The sequence below is a fragment of the Xaviernesmea oryzae genome (genome assembly GCF_900109605.1).
GTDB lineage: Bacteria > Pseudomonadota > Alphaproteobacteria > Rhizobiales > Rhizobiaceae > Xaviernesmea > Xaviernesmea oryzae.
On the sequence record NZ_FOAM01000003.1, the window covers coordinates 260,063 to 272,958 of the forward strand.

Annotated in this window: 12 protein-coding genes and 1 pseudogene; 6 read left to right on the forward strand and 7 right to left on the reverse strand. The window is 62.2% G+C overall.

Features of this window, described 5'->3' with window-relative positions; translation table 11 throughout:
- The first annotated feature begins 63 nt into the window (after positions 1-63).
- A pseudogene (locus BMX61_RS04830) lies at positions 64-752 on the forward strand (chloramphenicol phosphotransferase CPT family protein).
- Here the strand turns inward: BMX61_RS04830 and BMX61_RS04835 are convergent.
- The 6 genes from BMX61_RS04835 to coxB all read right to left on the reverse strand — a co-directional run bounded on the left by BMX61_RS04835 (position 713) and on the right by coxB (position 6,627).
- Positions 713-1,588, reverse strand: a complete 876-nt coding sequence (locus BMX61_RS04835; RefSeq protein ID WP_075629089.1) for a cytochrome c oxidase subunit 3 — start codon at positions 1,586-1,588, stop codon at positions 713-715. The pseudogene BMX61_RS04830 and the gene BMX61_RS04835 overlap by 40 nt on opposite strands.
- Positions 1,589-1,922: 334 nt before the next feature.
- Entirely contained in the window at positions 1,923-2,528 is a 606-nt protein-coding gene (locus BMX61_RS04840; RefSeq protein WP_075629090.1) for a cytochrome c oxidase assembly protein, read from the reverse strand.
- A gap of 83 nt (positions 2,529-2,611) precedes the next feature.
- The gene (locus tag BMX61_RS24600) at positions 2,612-2,755 is read right to left on the reverse strand and encodes a hypothetical protein (protein ID WP_092742320.1); all 144 of its coding nucleotides are present in this window, start codon (positions 2,753-2,755) and stop codon (positions 2,612-2,614) included.
- Positions 2,752-3,699, reverse strand: coding sequence for a heme o synthase (locus BMX61_RS04850; RefSeq protein ID WP_075629091.1), 948 nt, complete (start codon positions 3,697-3,699; stop codon positions 2,752-2,754). Before BMX61_RS04850 ends, BMX61_RS24600 begins: the two co-directional genes overlap by 4 nt.
- 339 nt (positions 3,700-4,038) lie before the next feature.
- Positions 4,039-5,730 carry a cytochrome c oxidase subunit I gene (ctaD, locus tag BMX61_RS04855; protein WP_075629092.1) on the reverse strand — a complete coding sequence of 564 codons (1,692 nt, stop codon included), beginning with the start codon at positions 5,728-5,730 and terminating at the stop codon, positions 4,039-4,041.
- Between the two features lie 15 nt (positions 5,731-5,745).
- Positions 5,746-6,627, reverse strand: a complete 882-nt coding sequence (coxB, locus tag BMX61_RS04860; protein WP_075629093.1) for a cytochrome c oxidase subunit II — start codon at positions 6,625-6,627, stop codon at positions 5,746-5,748.
- 450 nt (positions 6,628-7,077) lie between these two features.
- Here coxB and BMX61_RS04865 point away from each other — a divergent pair, with 450 nt between their 5' ends.
- The 4 genes from BMX61_RS04865 to BMX61_RS04880 all read left to right on the forward strand — a co-directional run bounded on the left by BMX61_RS04865 (position 7,078) and on the right by BMX61_RS04880 (position 10,681).
- Positions 7,078-7,683, forward strand: a complete 606-nt coding sequence (locus BMX61_RS04865) for an invasion associated locus B family protein (RefSeq protein ID WP_075629225.1) — start codon at positions 7,078-7,080, stop codon at positions 7,681-7,683.
- A gap of 178 nt (positions 7,684-7,861) precedes the next feature.
- A complete protein-coding gene (tldD, locus tag BMX61_RS04870) occupies positions 7,862-9,277 on the forward strand; it encodes a metalloprotease TldD (RefSeq protein WP_075629094.1) in 1,416 nt (471 codons plus the stop codon).
- A gap of 5 nt (positions 9,278-9,282) precedes the next feature.
- Positions 9,283-9,771 (forward strand): GNAT family N-acetyltransferase, encoded by a 489-nt coding sequence (locus BMX61_RS04875; protein ID WP_075629095.1) that lies wholly within the window; start codon positions 9,283-9,285, stop codon positions 9,769-9,771.
- A 118-nt stretch (positions 9,772-9,889) separates the two neighbouring features.
- Positions 9,890-10,681, forward strand: a complete 792-nt coding sequence (locus BMX61_RS04880) for a class I SAM-dependent methyltransferase (protein ID WP_075629096.1) — start codon at positions 9,890-9,892, stop codon at positions 10,679-10,681.
- Between the two features lie 83 nt (positions 10,682-10,764).
- On the opposite strand, the gene BMX61_RS04885 is transcribed toward BMX61_RS04880, so the two are convergent.
- Positions 10,765-11,547 carry a calcium-binding protein gene (locus tag BMX61_RS04885; protein ID WP_075629097.1) on the reverse strand — a complete coding sequence of 261 codons (783 nt, stop codon included), beginning with the start codon at positions 11,545-11,547 and terminating at the stop codon, positions 10,765-10,767.
- A gap of 373 nt (positions 11,548-11,920) precedes the next feature.
- Between BMX61_RS04885 and BMX61_RS04890 the strand changes: the two genes are divergently transcribed.
- On the forward strand, positions 11,921-12,826 hold the full coding sequence (locus tag BMX61_RS04890; protein ID WP_075629098.1) for a hypothetical protein: 906 nt from the start codon (positions 11,921-11,923) through the stop codon (positions 12,824-12,826).
- Positions 12,827-12,896: the final 70 nt, after the last annotated feature.

Below are 12,896 nucleotides of genomic sequence, written 5' to 3' on the forward strand. Positions count from 1 at the left end.
TCCACGGCCTTCAACGACGATGCGCGGTGCAACCCTGCCGACACCATCAGGAGCGACAGAAAGATGCCAAGCCCGATCGTCATCCTCAATGCCGCTCCTCGGAGCGGCAAGTCGTCTATCGCCCGCGCTCTCCAAGCGCAGACATCAGACGTCTGGATCAATCTGGGCGTCGATTGCTCTATGCGCGCGATGCCTGAGCACTTGTTGCCGGGTATCGGTCTTCGACCCGGCGGCGAGCGGCCTGATCTGGAAGATGTCCTGTCGCGCCTTTATCGCGCGCTCTGGGACTCGATTGCGGCACATGCGCGCTGCGCCTGTCCGTCGTTGCCGATCTTGGCCTGCACGAGGCCTATTCCCGCCCACTTCGCATCCTGGAAGACAGCGTGACCAGGCTTGATGGCCTGCCGGTCCTGTTCGTCGGCATCTATTGTCCACTGCCCGAAATCCTGACCCGACGGGCGGGCGCCCCGCAGGCCAATGGCATCTCCTACGAGATTCAACAGCATAATCGGCCGGTACCGCCACCTATCCTGGCTTGGCAGGAAGCGGTTCACAGGCCGGGTGTCTATGATCTGACGCTCGACACCAGCACTCTCTCAGCGCAGGCCTGCGCTGACCGGATCCAAGCCATGCTAGAGGCAGGGCCGCCCCGCCCGACTGCTTTCGAACGCCTGGCCAAAAAGCGACGCGAAGAGGCGGAGAAGTTGGCTCGTCACCCTGCCAGCGGTGCGCCCCAGCCGCCCCAGACATAGATGGCGAAGAACAGGAACAGCCAGACCACGTCGACGAAATGCCAGTACCAGGCCGCCGCCTCGAAGCCGAAATGGCGCTCGGACGTGAAATCGCCCCTGACCGCGCGGATCAGACAGACGAGCAGGAAGATGGTACCGACCAGAACGTGGAAGCCGTGGAAGCCCGTGGCCATGAAGAAGGTGGCACCGTAAATCGAATTCTTGAACGCGAAAGGCGCATGCATGTATTCATAGGCCTGCACGCAGGAGAAGAGCACGCCGAGGGCAACCGTCAGCGACAGGCCGGTGACCAGACCCTTACGATCATTGTGCAACAGGGCATGATGCGCCCAGGTGACCGTCGTGCCAGACAGAAGCAGGATCACCGTGTTGTAGATCGGCAGATGCCAGGGGTCGAGAACTTCGATGCCCTTGGGCGGCCACTGGCCGCCCGTAAAGGCGGCGCGCGTGGCCTGGATGGCCTCGCCGGGAAACAGGCTGGCGTCGAAATAGGCCCAGAACCAGGCCACGAAGAACATCACCTCCGAGGCGATGAACATGATCATGCCGTAGCGCAGGTGCAAGGAAACCACGCGCGTGTGGTGGCCTTCGTGCCCTTCCTTCACCGTATCGGACCACCAGCCGAACATGGTGTAGAGCACCACCGCCAGGCCGATATAGAAGATCCAGGGATTGGCGAGATTCAGGCCGAAGAGATGGAAGGTGCCGCCCGCGAGGTAGCGCATATAGCCAACGCCACCGAAGGCCATCACAAAGGCGCCCACGGACGCCAGAAAGGGCCAGGGGCTTGGGTCGATGATGTGATAATCGTGATTTTTCTGATGTGCCTCGGCCATGAATGCTCCCCCGTCTCCGCTGCCCTGTCCACCGCCGGCCCGGCGGCATCAGCCTGGTGTCGTCCTCCGCCACCCGGCCGCGCCATCAAGGCCTCACTCCATCTCCGGCCTGCGCCGGCCGATCGAGCCTTTCACTGCTCAACTTACCCGGATTTCGCCTGTAATCCAGAGGCATTGCGGCCGCGCCGCGCTTTCTTCCCAGCCTCAGGCATGACACCGCCATAGATCCTAGGCTTCTTTTATCGAAAGGCAGGTGACCTTGGACGATCAGCGTCTCGCTAGCCGAGCATCTCCGTCGCGATCTCGCGCCAGGAACTGCCGACCAGACACAGCCTCATCCGCCCTGCGCAGGCGTGGATGCACCGGTCACGCTTGCCACGGGCTTTGAAGGCGTATGGGGATAAAAGGTGTAGGACAAAGTCAGCGTGCGAATGCCGCGCGTCTCGATCGGCTCAACGATTGCCGGATCGACGAAGAAGACGACCGGCATCTCCATTTCCTGTCCGGGCTGGAGCGTCGTTTCGGTGAAGCAGAAACATTGCACCTTGTTGAAATAGGCCCCGGCGGCCATGGGCGTGACGTTGAACACGGCCTGTCCGGTCGTCGGTACAGAGGCCAGGTTCTTCACCTTGAAAGCCACCCGCACCGTTTCGCCGATGCGCGGCTCGACCACACGATCGATCGGCGTGAAGCGCCAGGGAAGGCCGCCGCCGATATTGGCGTCGAAGGTCACGCGGATGCGCTGGTCGAGAATGGTGTCAGATGCCTGCTCCACCCGCTTCGTCGTGCCGTTATAGCCGGTGACGCGGCAGAACATGTCGTAAAGCGGAACGGCGGCATATGACATGCCGATCATGCCGACCACGAAGGCCAGGCAGGCGGCAACCACGAGCCCGTCCCTGCGCCGCGCGGGCTTTGCCTGCTCGTCCTGTGCCGCCATGCCCGGTTCCTCCTCCCGTGCGCGCCTTCAAGGTCCGGGTTCGGCTCTCGAGGCGAAGCTCCTAATTCCGATCGGTCAGTCACTCACCGCGCGACGCCGGCACCGAACTTGATCAAGGTGATCGCGTAAAACAGCGCCACCAGTGCAAAAAGCACCAAGCCTAGTGCCAGATTGCGGCTGCGACGCGATTTCTTCTGCGCTTCCGTCAAGGTAACCCGTTCGATCATGCCCAGCCTCCTGCCATGATCGCGCGCACAGCGCCGTCGACCATCAGCCCGGCAAAGATGGCGAAGAGATAGAGGATCGAATAGCCGAAGAGCTTCTTGGCCGGGACCATCGCGCGGTCGCCATCCGGCATGCGGCGGACCTTTTCCGAAAGCCAGACGAAGACCAAGCCGAGCACGGCAGCAAAGGCGCCATAGAAGGCGCTCGACAGGCCGATGAGAGCGGGAGCGACGCCGATCAGCGCCGTCAGCACCGCATAGATCAGGATCTGCGTCTTGGTGACGGCTTCGCCACAGACATTCGGCATCATCGGCACGCCGACCGATTCGTAATCCTTCATCTTGAACAGCGCCAGGGCCCAGAAATGCGCAGGCGTCCACAGGAAGATGATCAGGAAGAGAACGATGCTTTCCAAGGACACGCCGCCGGTCACGCAGGCCCAGCCGATCATCGGCGGAAAGGCGCCAGCCGCACCGCCGATCACGATGTTTTGCGGCGTCGATCGCTTCAGCCACATGGTGTAGACGACAGCGTAAAAAAAGATCGTGAAGGCAAGCAGGCCGGCGGACAGCCAATTGACCGCCAAGCCGAGAATGGCGACCGAAAAGGCCGAGAGCGTCAGCCCGAAGCCAAGAGCCTCACCTGGACGAATGCGCCCGGCGGGAATGGGACGACGCGCCGTGCGCGTCATGATCCGGTCGATATCCGCGTCGTACCACATGTTGAGCGCCCCGGAAGCCCCGGCGCCCACGGTGATACAGAGAATTGCGACGATGGCCAGAACGGGGTGCAGATGACCCGGCGCCAGCATGAGGCCGGCAAAGGCGGTGAACACCACGAGCGACATGACGCGCGGCTTCAGCAGCGACAGGTAATCGCGCGCGGTGGCCTCCGAAAGAAGGCCCGCTTCAAGGCCCACCGGCTCGCGGGTGTCGATGACGGTCATGTCGGTATCCGTTCTGTTGTGTTCGCCCGCATCAAATAGGAGAGCACTTGATCTTTCGTTTCCAGCGGTCCTGACAACATAGGGCCTGTCGCGACACGGCGGATGCGTGGCTCTTTACACGCGCATCCTGACGTTTTCCATGCGGCGCAAGGCCGCTGCCCCGCCTCGGCCGTCATGATGACCAGCCGCGCTTTGGATTGATGTGGCGCCCTATGTCACGGGCAAGGCTTCAAGGAAAGCCCCTCGATAAGTGGGGAGCAAAGCCGGAGCAAGGTGCATGCTCCGGCTTCCGATCGTGTTTCGACCTGAGGATGATGGCGGATTGTACGATGCCGATCCTCAATTGATCCGCGGCAACTGCTCCCACTGGTGGAAGGGCGGCGGCGACGACAGCTGCCATTCGAGCGTATTGGCACCCTCACCCCAGGGATTGTCTCCGGCCACGCGCTTCTTCGCGAAAGCTTCGAACACGCCGTAGAGGAAGATCAGCACGCCGACAGCCGCGATATAGGAGCCGTAGGACGAAACCCGGTTCCAGCCGGCAAAGGCATCGGGATAATCGATATAGCGGCGCGGCATGCCGGCGAGACCCAGGAAGTGCTGCGGGAAGAAGATCAGGTTCACCCCGACGAACATGACCCAGAAATGCAGCTTGCCGATGAACTCGTTATACATATAGCCGCTCATTTTCGGGAACCAGTAATACCAGCCCGCGAAGATGGCGAAGACGGCGCCGAGCGACAGCACGTAGTGGAAGTGCGCGACCACGTAATAGGTGTCGTGCAGGGCCCGGTCGAGACCGGCATTGGCCAGCTGAACGCCGGTGACGCCGCCGACCGTGAACAGGAAGATGAAGCCGATCGCCCAGACCATCGGCGTGGCGAAGCGGATCGAACCGCCCCACATCGTCGCGATCCAGGAGAAGATCTTCACGCCCGTCGGCACGGCGATGACCATCGTCGCGAAGACGAAATAGCGCTGCGTGTCCAGCGACAGACCGACCGTATACATATGGTGGGCCCAGACGATGAAGCCGACGGCGCCAATCGCCGCCATGGCATAGGCCATGCCGAGATAGCCGAAGACCGGCTTGCGCGAGAAGGTCGAGATGATGTGGCTGATAATGCCGAAGCCCGGCAGGATCAGGATGTAGACTTCCGGATGTCCGAAGAACCAGAACAGATGCTGGAACAGGATCGGATCGCCGCCGCCATCAGGCGCGAAGAAGGCCGTGCCGAAATTCCGGTCGGTGAGCAGCATGGTGATGCCGCCGGCCAGAACGGGCAGAGACAGAAGCAGCAGGAAGGCGGTGATCAGAACCGACCAGGCAAAGAGCGGCATCTTGTGCAGCGTCATGCCGGGCGCGCGCATGTTCAGGATCGTGGTGATGAAGTTGATGGCGCCGAGGATCGACGAGGCACCGGCGATGTGCAGGCCGAGGATCACCATGTCCACCGCCGGCCCGGGCTGGCCTGAGGTCGAAAGCGGTGGATAGATCGTCCAGCCGCCGCCCGCGCCGTAAGCCCCTGCCGGTCCCTCCACGAACATGGAGAGGACAACCAGCAGGAAGGCCGGCACGATCAGCCAGAAGGAGATGTTGTTCATGCGCGGGAAGGCCATGTCGGGCGCGCCGATCATGATCGGCACCATCCAGTTGGCAAAACCGCCGATCAGCGCCGGCATGACCATGAAGAAGATCATGATCAGCGCATGGGCTGTCGTGAACACATTATACATGTGCTTGCCGCCGTCGATGGCGGCATCGCCTTCGAAGCCATAGACCATGGCGGCCAGCCCATGGAAAATCTGGATGCCCGGCTCCTGCAGCTCGGCCCGCATGAAGATCGACAGCGTACCCCCGACAAGCCCGGCCATGATCGCGAAGATCAGGTAGAGCGTGCCAATGTCCTTGTGGTTGGTGGACAGGAACCAGCGCTGGAAGAAGCTCAGTTGCGGATGATGGGCATGGCCCGGCTCATGCGCCGAAACGGGAGGCGCGCCGGCATAGTCGTGATGGGTGGATGAAGCCATTGTCGTCCCGTCCTCTTACTGAGCCGCATTCGCGGCGACATCGACGGTCTTCTTTCCGTCGATTGACGCCATCAGCGCCCGGTTGGCATCGCGCAGGTTGCTGCCTGCGGCAGCCAGCCAGCTGTCGTAGCGCGCCTGGTCGACGACGCGCACGGCGATCGGCATGAACGCATGGTCCTTGCCGCAGAGCTCGGAACACTGGCCGTAATAGAGCCCTTCGCGCTCGGCCCTGAACCAGGTCTCGTTGAGTCGGCCGGGCACTGCGTCGATCTTGATGCCGAAAGCGGGGACCGCGAAGGCATGGATCACGTCGGCCGCCGTGACCAGCATGCGGACAGTCTTGCCTACGGGCACGACGATCTCGTTGTCGACAGCGAGCAGGCGCGGATAGGCCTCATGGTCTTCCTTGCCGAGGCCGGCGCGGTCCGAGTCCTTCATCATCAGACTGTCGAAGGACAGAGGGGTTTCGCCGGTTTCGTATTCATAGGACCAGTACCATTGATTGCCGGTGGCCTTGAGGGTCAGGTCAGGCTTCTCCGGCGGCGTCAGCTGCGCGGTCAGAAGCTGCAGCGACGGAATCGCGAGAAACAGCAAAATCAGCACCGGACCGACCGTCCAGATGATCTCGATCACCGTGTTGTGGCTGGTGCGCGAGGGCACGGGGTTGGCGCTTTCGCGAAAACGCAGCACGACGACGACGAGAAGCGCCAGAACCAGCAGGGTGATGGGCACGATGAACCAGAGCGAATACTGCTCGAACCAGCGCACCTCGTCCATGATGCCGGTTGCCGCGGCCTGCATGCCGGTCTGCCATGGCACGGGCTTGTCCGCCCAGGCCTGTGACGCAAAAAGCAGACAGCCGGCCGCCACCGGCGCTGCAACAGCCTTATTCCTCACAACGATCTCTCCCCTCAGGCCATTTCCACAGCCCCTCGCCCACAGGCGCGCAACATGCGGAAATTCTGCCAACCTCCATCGTTTCAAATCATAGATTGACCAATGTCGCAATATTTGTCCATCCGGCGGAATGTCGCATTTTCATCAAGTCTTGCCCGAGTTTGCACCTGTCTCTTCACAAGCCTGCGCCTTGCCTGCGCATGCGGCTGCGGCAAGGCCTGATTTCCGCCACAAGCGAGCCGTTTAACGCGATGGATGAGCACACGGCAGTCGCTGGCCGGCAGCTCGCCGCGAGATGAAAAGCCGGTGCAAAGCTTTGCCATGTCGGTGGAAAACCTAGCTCAGGCATGGCATGGCGCTTTGTGCGCCGGCCTTTCTCCGCCGCCGGGCTTTTCATTTGTGTGCACGCGCTTCAAGAATAGCGCCAACGATTCGGAGTTCGAGGTCTACATGGGCTTGCCCCTTCTCTCCCGGCTGTCGGTCGCCGCAGCTTTGTCCCTTGCCGTCGCCTCCGGCGCGCAGGCGCAGGCACAGCAGCCGCCGGCCCCCCAGCCTTCGGCCCAGCCGTCCACGCCGACACCGGGGCAGACCACCGCACCGGCCCCCAACGCGCCAGGCCCCAACGCGCCAGGCACGGTCAAGTCCAATCACGGCGCATGGTCCATCGTTTGCGATCAGCCGGCCGGCGCCTCCGGCGAGCAATGCGCGCTGATGCAGAATGTCATTGCCGAGGATCGACCGGAGGTCGGCTTGTCGGTGGTGGTGCTGAAGACGGCCGACCGCAAGGCAAAGATTCTGCGCGTGCTGGCACCGCTTGGCGTGCTCCTGCCGAACGGGCTGGGTCTGAATGTCGATGGCAAGGATATCGGCCGCGCTTATTTCGTTCGCTGCTTCAACGATGGCTGCTATGCCGAGGTGGTGCTGGAGGACGAATTGCTGAAGACCTTCCGCTCCGGCCAGACCGCCACCTTCATCGTCTTCCAGTCCCCTGAGGAAGGCATCGGCATCCCCGTCGATCTCAAGGGCTTCGGCGAAGGCTATGACGCCCTGCCGTAACATTGGCTAGCGCAATACCACCGTTTGGCGATGGTGCGCGCGGCCGGAGCATGCGCTTCGTCTTCCGTTTGCAAGCCCCTCCGGTTCGCTGGCCTTGGGTGGGCCGCCTTGCGAAGGCCGGTGGCTGCCTCTACATGGATATCACATCTCCGCCCGCTATCCTCAGGAGCCTCCCGCCATGACGAACGATCTGATCGCGCTGTTTGACGCGGATGAAGCGGCCATCCAGGCCGTGCTGAAGGAAAGCCTAGCGCGGGCCGATGACGGCGAGCTCTATCTGGAGCATGGCCAGTCGGAGGTCCTTTCCTTCGACAATGGCCGGCTGAAGGGCGGCAGCTTCAACACCGATCAGGGCTTCGGCCTGCGCGCCGTTGCCGGCGAAGCCGTTGGCTACGCCCATTCCGGGGAACTGTCTCTATCTGCGCTGAAGCGCGCAGCCGAAGCCGTCGGTGCCGTTACCCGCGGCTATGGCGGTTCCTATGCTGCTGCGCCGCAGAAGACCAATGCCCGGCTTTACGGCGAGGACAATCCGATTGGCGCGCCGAGCTTCGAGGCCAAGGTCGCGCTTCTGTCAGAGATCGACGCCTATCTGCGGGCCAAGGATCCCAAGGTCCGCCAGGTGACCGCGACCGTGGCCGCCAGCTGGCAGGTCGTCGAAATCCTGCGTGCCGATGGCGAGCGGATGCGCGACATCCGCCCGATGACGCGTCTGAACATTTCCGTCGTGACAGGCGATGGTGACCGTCAGGAATCCGGCAGCTACGGCGTTGGCGGCCGGCGCGGTTTCGCTGATTTCGTGACGGAGGAGAGCTGGAAGGCCGGGGCCGATGAGGCGCTGCGCCAGGCGCTGGTCAATCTCGACGCGGTCGATGCGCCCGCCGGCAGCATGGACGTCGTGCTCGGCTCCGGCTGGCCGGGCGTGATGCTGCACGAAGCCGTCGGCCATGGGCTCGAAGGCGATTTCAACCGCAAGAAGACCTCGGCCTTTGCCGGCCTGCTGGGCGAACAGGTTGCCGCCAAGGGCGTGACCGTGGTCGATGACGGCACGATCGAGGAGCGGCGCGGCTCGCTGACCATCGACGACGAGGGGACGCCTTCGGCTTATAATGTGCTTATCGAGGACGGCAAGCTGGTCGGCTATATGCAGGACCGGCAGAATGCCCGGCTGATGGGCATGCGCCCCACGGGCAATGGCCGCCGCCAGTCCTATGCGCATGTGCCGATGCCGCGCATGACCAATACCTATATGCTCTCGGGCGACAAGCCGCCGCAAGAGATCATCGCCTCTGTGAAGAAAGGGCTTTACGCGGTCTCTTTCGGCGGTGGTCAGGTGGACATCACCTCCGGCAAGTTCGTGTTCGGCTGCACGGAAGCCTATCTGATCGAGAATGGAAAGATCGGCGCGCCGGTCAAGGGCGCCATGCTGATCGGCAACGGACCCGACGCGATGAAGCGCATCACCATGATCGGCAATGACATGAAGCTCGACACCGGCATGGGCAATTGCGGCAAGGGCGGCCAGTGGGTTCCCGTCGGCGTCGGCCAGCCGCATCTCAGGATGAATGACATGACGGTCGGCGGCACCCAGGCCTGACGCGGATGCCGCTGACCATTCGTCCTTATGCGTCGGGGGATGAAGCCGGCATTGTCGATGTGATCCTGCCGATCCAGCGTGAAGAATTCTCAATCGCGATCACGGCTGACGACCAGCCAGATCTTGCCGACATCCCCGGCTTCTATGGCGCAGATGCCGGCGGCTTCTGGGTGGCGGAGCTGGATGAGCAGATCGTCGGCACCATTGCACTGAAGGATCTGGGGAATAGACAGACGGCTCTGCGCAAGATGTTCGTGGCGAAGACGGCGCGGGGCCGGGAGATCGGCGCCGGCCAGCGACTGCTCGACACGCTGCTGGCCCATGCGCGCACCAAAGGGATGGCCGACATCTTCCTTGGCACGACGGAGCAATTCCTGGCCGCGCACCGCTTCTATGAAAAGAACGGCTTTGCCGCGATCGCCCCCTCGGCACTGCCTGAACGTTTTCCGCGCATGGGCGTGGATACGCGCTTTTATCATCGCGCGCTTGGTTGAACGTCCGTTGCGGATACTCCAGACGGACTGGCCGGGCGCGTGACAGGCAAATCATGCTTCTGTCGCAAAGCCTGTGTTATCTCCGCTGCCTGTCATGTCAGCCAGCGGAGATGAACCGATGAAACGTGAAGAGGTCGCGGCCTTCTGGGAGGCCAATGCCGAAGCGTGGACGCAGCTCTCGCGCGAAGGTTATGACATCTATCGCGATGCGCTGAATACGCCGGCCTTTCTCGCCATGCTGCCGCCAGTTGAGGGGCTGGCGGGCCTGGATGTTGGCTGTGGCGAAGGCTCCAACACGCGCAAGGTGGCCGAGTACGGTGCCCTGATGCAAGCCGTCGACATCTCGCCGACCTTCATCCGGCATGCACAGGAGGTCGAGGCGCGGGAGCCTCTCGGCATCGTCTACCAGATGGCGGATGCGCATGAGCTGCCGTTCGAGGATGCCCGATTCGATTTCGTTACCGCCTTCATGTCCCTGATGGACATGCCGCACCAGGACAGCGTGTTGCGCGAGATCGCCCGGGTGCTCAAGCCCGGCGGGTTTCTGCAATTTTCAATCCTGCATCCCTGCTTCGTGCCCCCTTATCGCAAAACCCTGCGCGACGCCGAGGGACGCGTGACCGGTGCGACCATTGCGGGCTATTTCGACGACAGCCAAGGCCAGGTCGAGCGCTGGATCTTCTCGGCCGCACCCAAAGAGAGGCAGGAGGCCTTTGCGCCTTTCGTCATTCCGCGGTTCCACCGCACGCTGTCCTGGTGGGTCGATGCGATCGTCGGCGCCGGGCTGACGATCACCAAATTCGGAGAGCCCAGCGCATCGGAAGAGTTGGCCCAGGCTTTTCCCACGGTCGCGGATACCCGGGTGGTCGGCATCTTCCTGCATGTTCAGGCGGTCAACGCGCGGGTCTGACGCGTGCGGCGGTCACGGCTATATCGACAACGGCTCGATGAGCCCGGCCGCGTCTTTTCATCGCGCGGCCGGACCAACGACGTTCAGCCGACGAAGAAAAAATTGTCGGCGCTGAGATCGGCGATCTTGACGTTCTGCAGCGTCAGCGTGTCGCCGAGGCCGTCTTGGATGACGACATGGGCGCCAGCCTGCTTCATATAGCTGGCCTGAAGGGTCGCAAAATCCGTGATCTTCGTGGCGAAGCTCAGATCGACCGTGTCGAAAGCGCTTCCTTTGGCCTTGAAGTCCGTCGCCTTGTCCTTGCCTGCGGAGAACACGAAACGGTCGCTGCCTGCGCCGCCGGTCAGCGTGTCGTTACCTGCGCCGCCATCGAGCGTATCAGCACCCAAGCCGCCGAGAAGCACATCATTGCCATTGTCGCCGCGCAGTATGTCGTTGCCGGCGCTGCCGTCGATCCGGTCATTGCCTGCCCCGCCCCACAGATGATCGTTCGCCGCCGATCCCTTGATCATGTCATTGCCGGAAAGAAGCGTTCTGACAAAAGCCTCGGTATTTCCGCTGTCGATGGCCTTTGCCAAATCCGTGCCTTTGATCGTCAGGCTCTTGGCATCGAGAAATTTGACGCCGTCCTTGACGACGCTCACACCGGTGATCGCACCACTTTTAATGCCGACCACTTCGCCACCGGACTTGATGTAGACCAGCTTGCTGCCCGTAAAACGCATGCTGTCGCCGTTGCGATCGGACAGCACAATGCCTGACGCTGTAAACTGCTCCTTGTCGTAATCCAGGATATCATCGAGGCTTTCTCGGACCAGATCGTCAAGATCGACTGCATTTTTTGCTGAAAACGTGAAGTTACCCATTTCCTCTCCTCAAGCTGTTCTCCTGAGGCCAAGCGAAAACCTGGCCGTTCGGACGACCAAACCTATCGCGCCGGGTGAAAAACTTCGAAACCAGACAGCCGGTGAACAGCGTCAACACGCGGCAAGGTTAAACATCGCTTAAACTCTAAAAAGCCAGTCTTATCAGGCAGAAAAAAGCAAGGAAGAGAGCCGCGAGGGAACAAAGGGCGACCTGTGCCGTTAAGGGCGCGAACGACAAAACGGCTGCACACCCGTCGGCAGGCGTAGACGAAGGAGAGAAACATCATGGGACGCTCGATTCTGCTGTGGCTTTTAGGGGTGCCGATCCCCGTCATCATCCTTCTTGCCCTGTTCTTGCGTTAAGGAGCCGTCCATGGTCTCGCATTCCTCCGGCAACCTCATTGCCTCAACGGCTGAATCTTCGACCTCGGCTGTTAGCTGGGGCGCCATTTTTGCCGGTGCGGTCACCGGCGCAGCGGTCACGTTGGTGCTGACGCTTGCAGGCTCGGGCCTCGGCCTGACGATGATTTCGCCCTTCCCGAACGAGTCGGCATCGGCGTCGACCTTCGCGATTTCGGCGGCTGTCGGCCTCATCATCATTCAGCTGCTCGCTTCGGCATTCGGCGGCTACGTCGCTGGCCGGCTGCGCACGAAGTGGAGTGGCTTGCACAATGACGAAGTCTTCTTCCGCGATACGGCACACGGCATTCTCTCCTGGGCCATTGCGACACTGGTTGCAGCAGGCTTCCTCGGCTCCGTGATTTCCTCGACGGTCGGCACGGGCGTTCAGGCGGTTTCCTCGGCTGCCGGTGCTGTCACCTCCACCGCCGCAACGGCCGCTACGGCGACCGCTGCTTCCTCCGACCGGACGGACGAAGCCGCCAATTATCTGGTGGATCGTCTGATGCGTCCGGCCAATCCCGCCGATCCGGCCCAGAATGCCAATCAGGACGCCACGGCGCAGGTTTCGCGGATCCTGTGGAATGGCGCGACCACCGGCTCGATCCCGGAAGGCGATCGGACCTATCTCGCCCAGCTGATCGCGGCCCGCACCGGTCTTTCGGAAGCCGACGCCAACCGCCGGATCGACGAAGTGCTGAAGAGCGCTGAAGACGCCAAGAACAAGGCCCAGCAGGCAGCTGAAACCGCCCGTAAGAGCAGCGCCATGGCCGCTCTCTTCGGAACGATCTCCCTGCTGATCAGCGCCATTGCTGCCGGTGTTGCCGCTGTCATCGGCGGCCGCCAGCGGGACGACGAGACCATGTATATCCGCATGTAAGATCGGCTCGATAGCGATCGACACTGAATCGGCGACTGAGAAAGGCGGGCTTCACGGTCCGCCTTTCGTC

Excerpts from the sequence above, each read along its gene's own strand:
- BMX61_RS04850 (WP_075629091.1), bottom strand. The coding sequence starts at position 3,699 with ATGACCGTCATCGACACCCGCGAGCCGGTGGGCCTTGAAGCGGGCCTT.
- tldD (WP_075629094.1), top strand. The coding sequence starts at position 7,862 with ATGACGAACGATCTGATCGCGCTGTTTGACGCGGATGAAGCGGCCATC.
- BMX61_RS04885 (WP_075629097.1), bottom strand. The coding sequence starts at position 11,547 with ATGGGTAACTTCACGTTTTCAGCAAAAAATGCAGTCGATCTTGACGAT.
- BMX61_RS04890 (WP_075629098.1), top strand. The coding sequence starts at position 11,921 with ATGGTCTCGCATTCCTCCGGCAACCTCATTGCCTCAACGGCTGAATCT.
- BMX61_RS04840 (WP_075629090.1), bottom strand. The coding sequence starts at position 2,528 with ATGGCGGCACAGGACGAGCAGGCAAAGCCCGCGCGGCGCAGGGACGGG.
- BMX61_RS04880 (WP_075629096.1), top strand. The coding sequence starts at position 9,890 with ATGAAACGTGAAGAGGTCGCGGCCTTCTGGGAGGCCAATGCCGAAGCG.
- BMX61_RS04835 (WP_075629089.1), bottom strand. The coding sequence starts at position 1,588 with ATGGCCGAGGCACATCAGAAAAATCACGATTATCACATCATCGACCCA.
- BMX61_RS24600 (WP_092742320.1), bottom strand. The coding sequence starts at position 2,755 with ATGATCGAACGGGTTACCTTGACGGAAGCGCAGAAGAAATCGCGTCGC.
- BMX61_RS04865 (WP_075629225.1), top strand. The coding sequence starts at position 7,078 with ATGGGCTTGCCCCTTCTCTCCCGGCTGTCGGTCGCCGCAGCTTTGTCC.
- ctaD (WP_075629092.1), bottom strand. The coding sequence starts at position 5,730 with ATGGCTTCATCCACCCATCACGACTATGCCGGCGCGCCTCCCGTTTCG.
- BMX61_RS04875 (WP_075629095.1), top strand. The coding sequence starts at position 9,283 with ATGCCGCTGACCATTCGTCCTTATGCGTCGGGGGATGAAGCCGGCATT.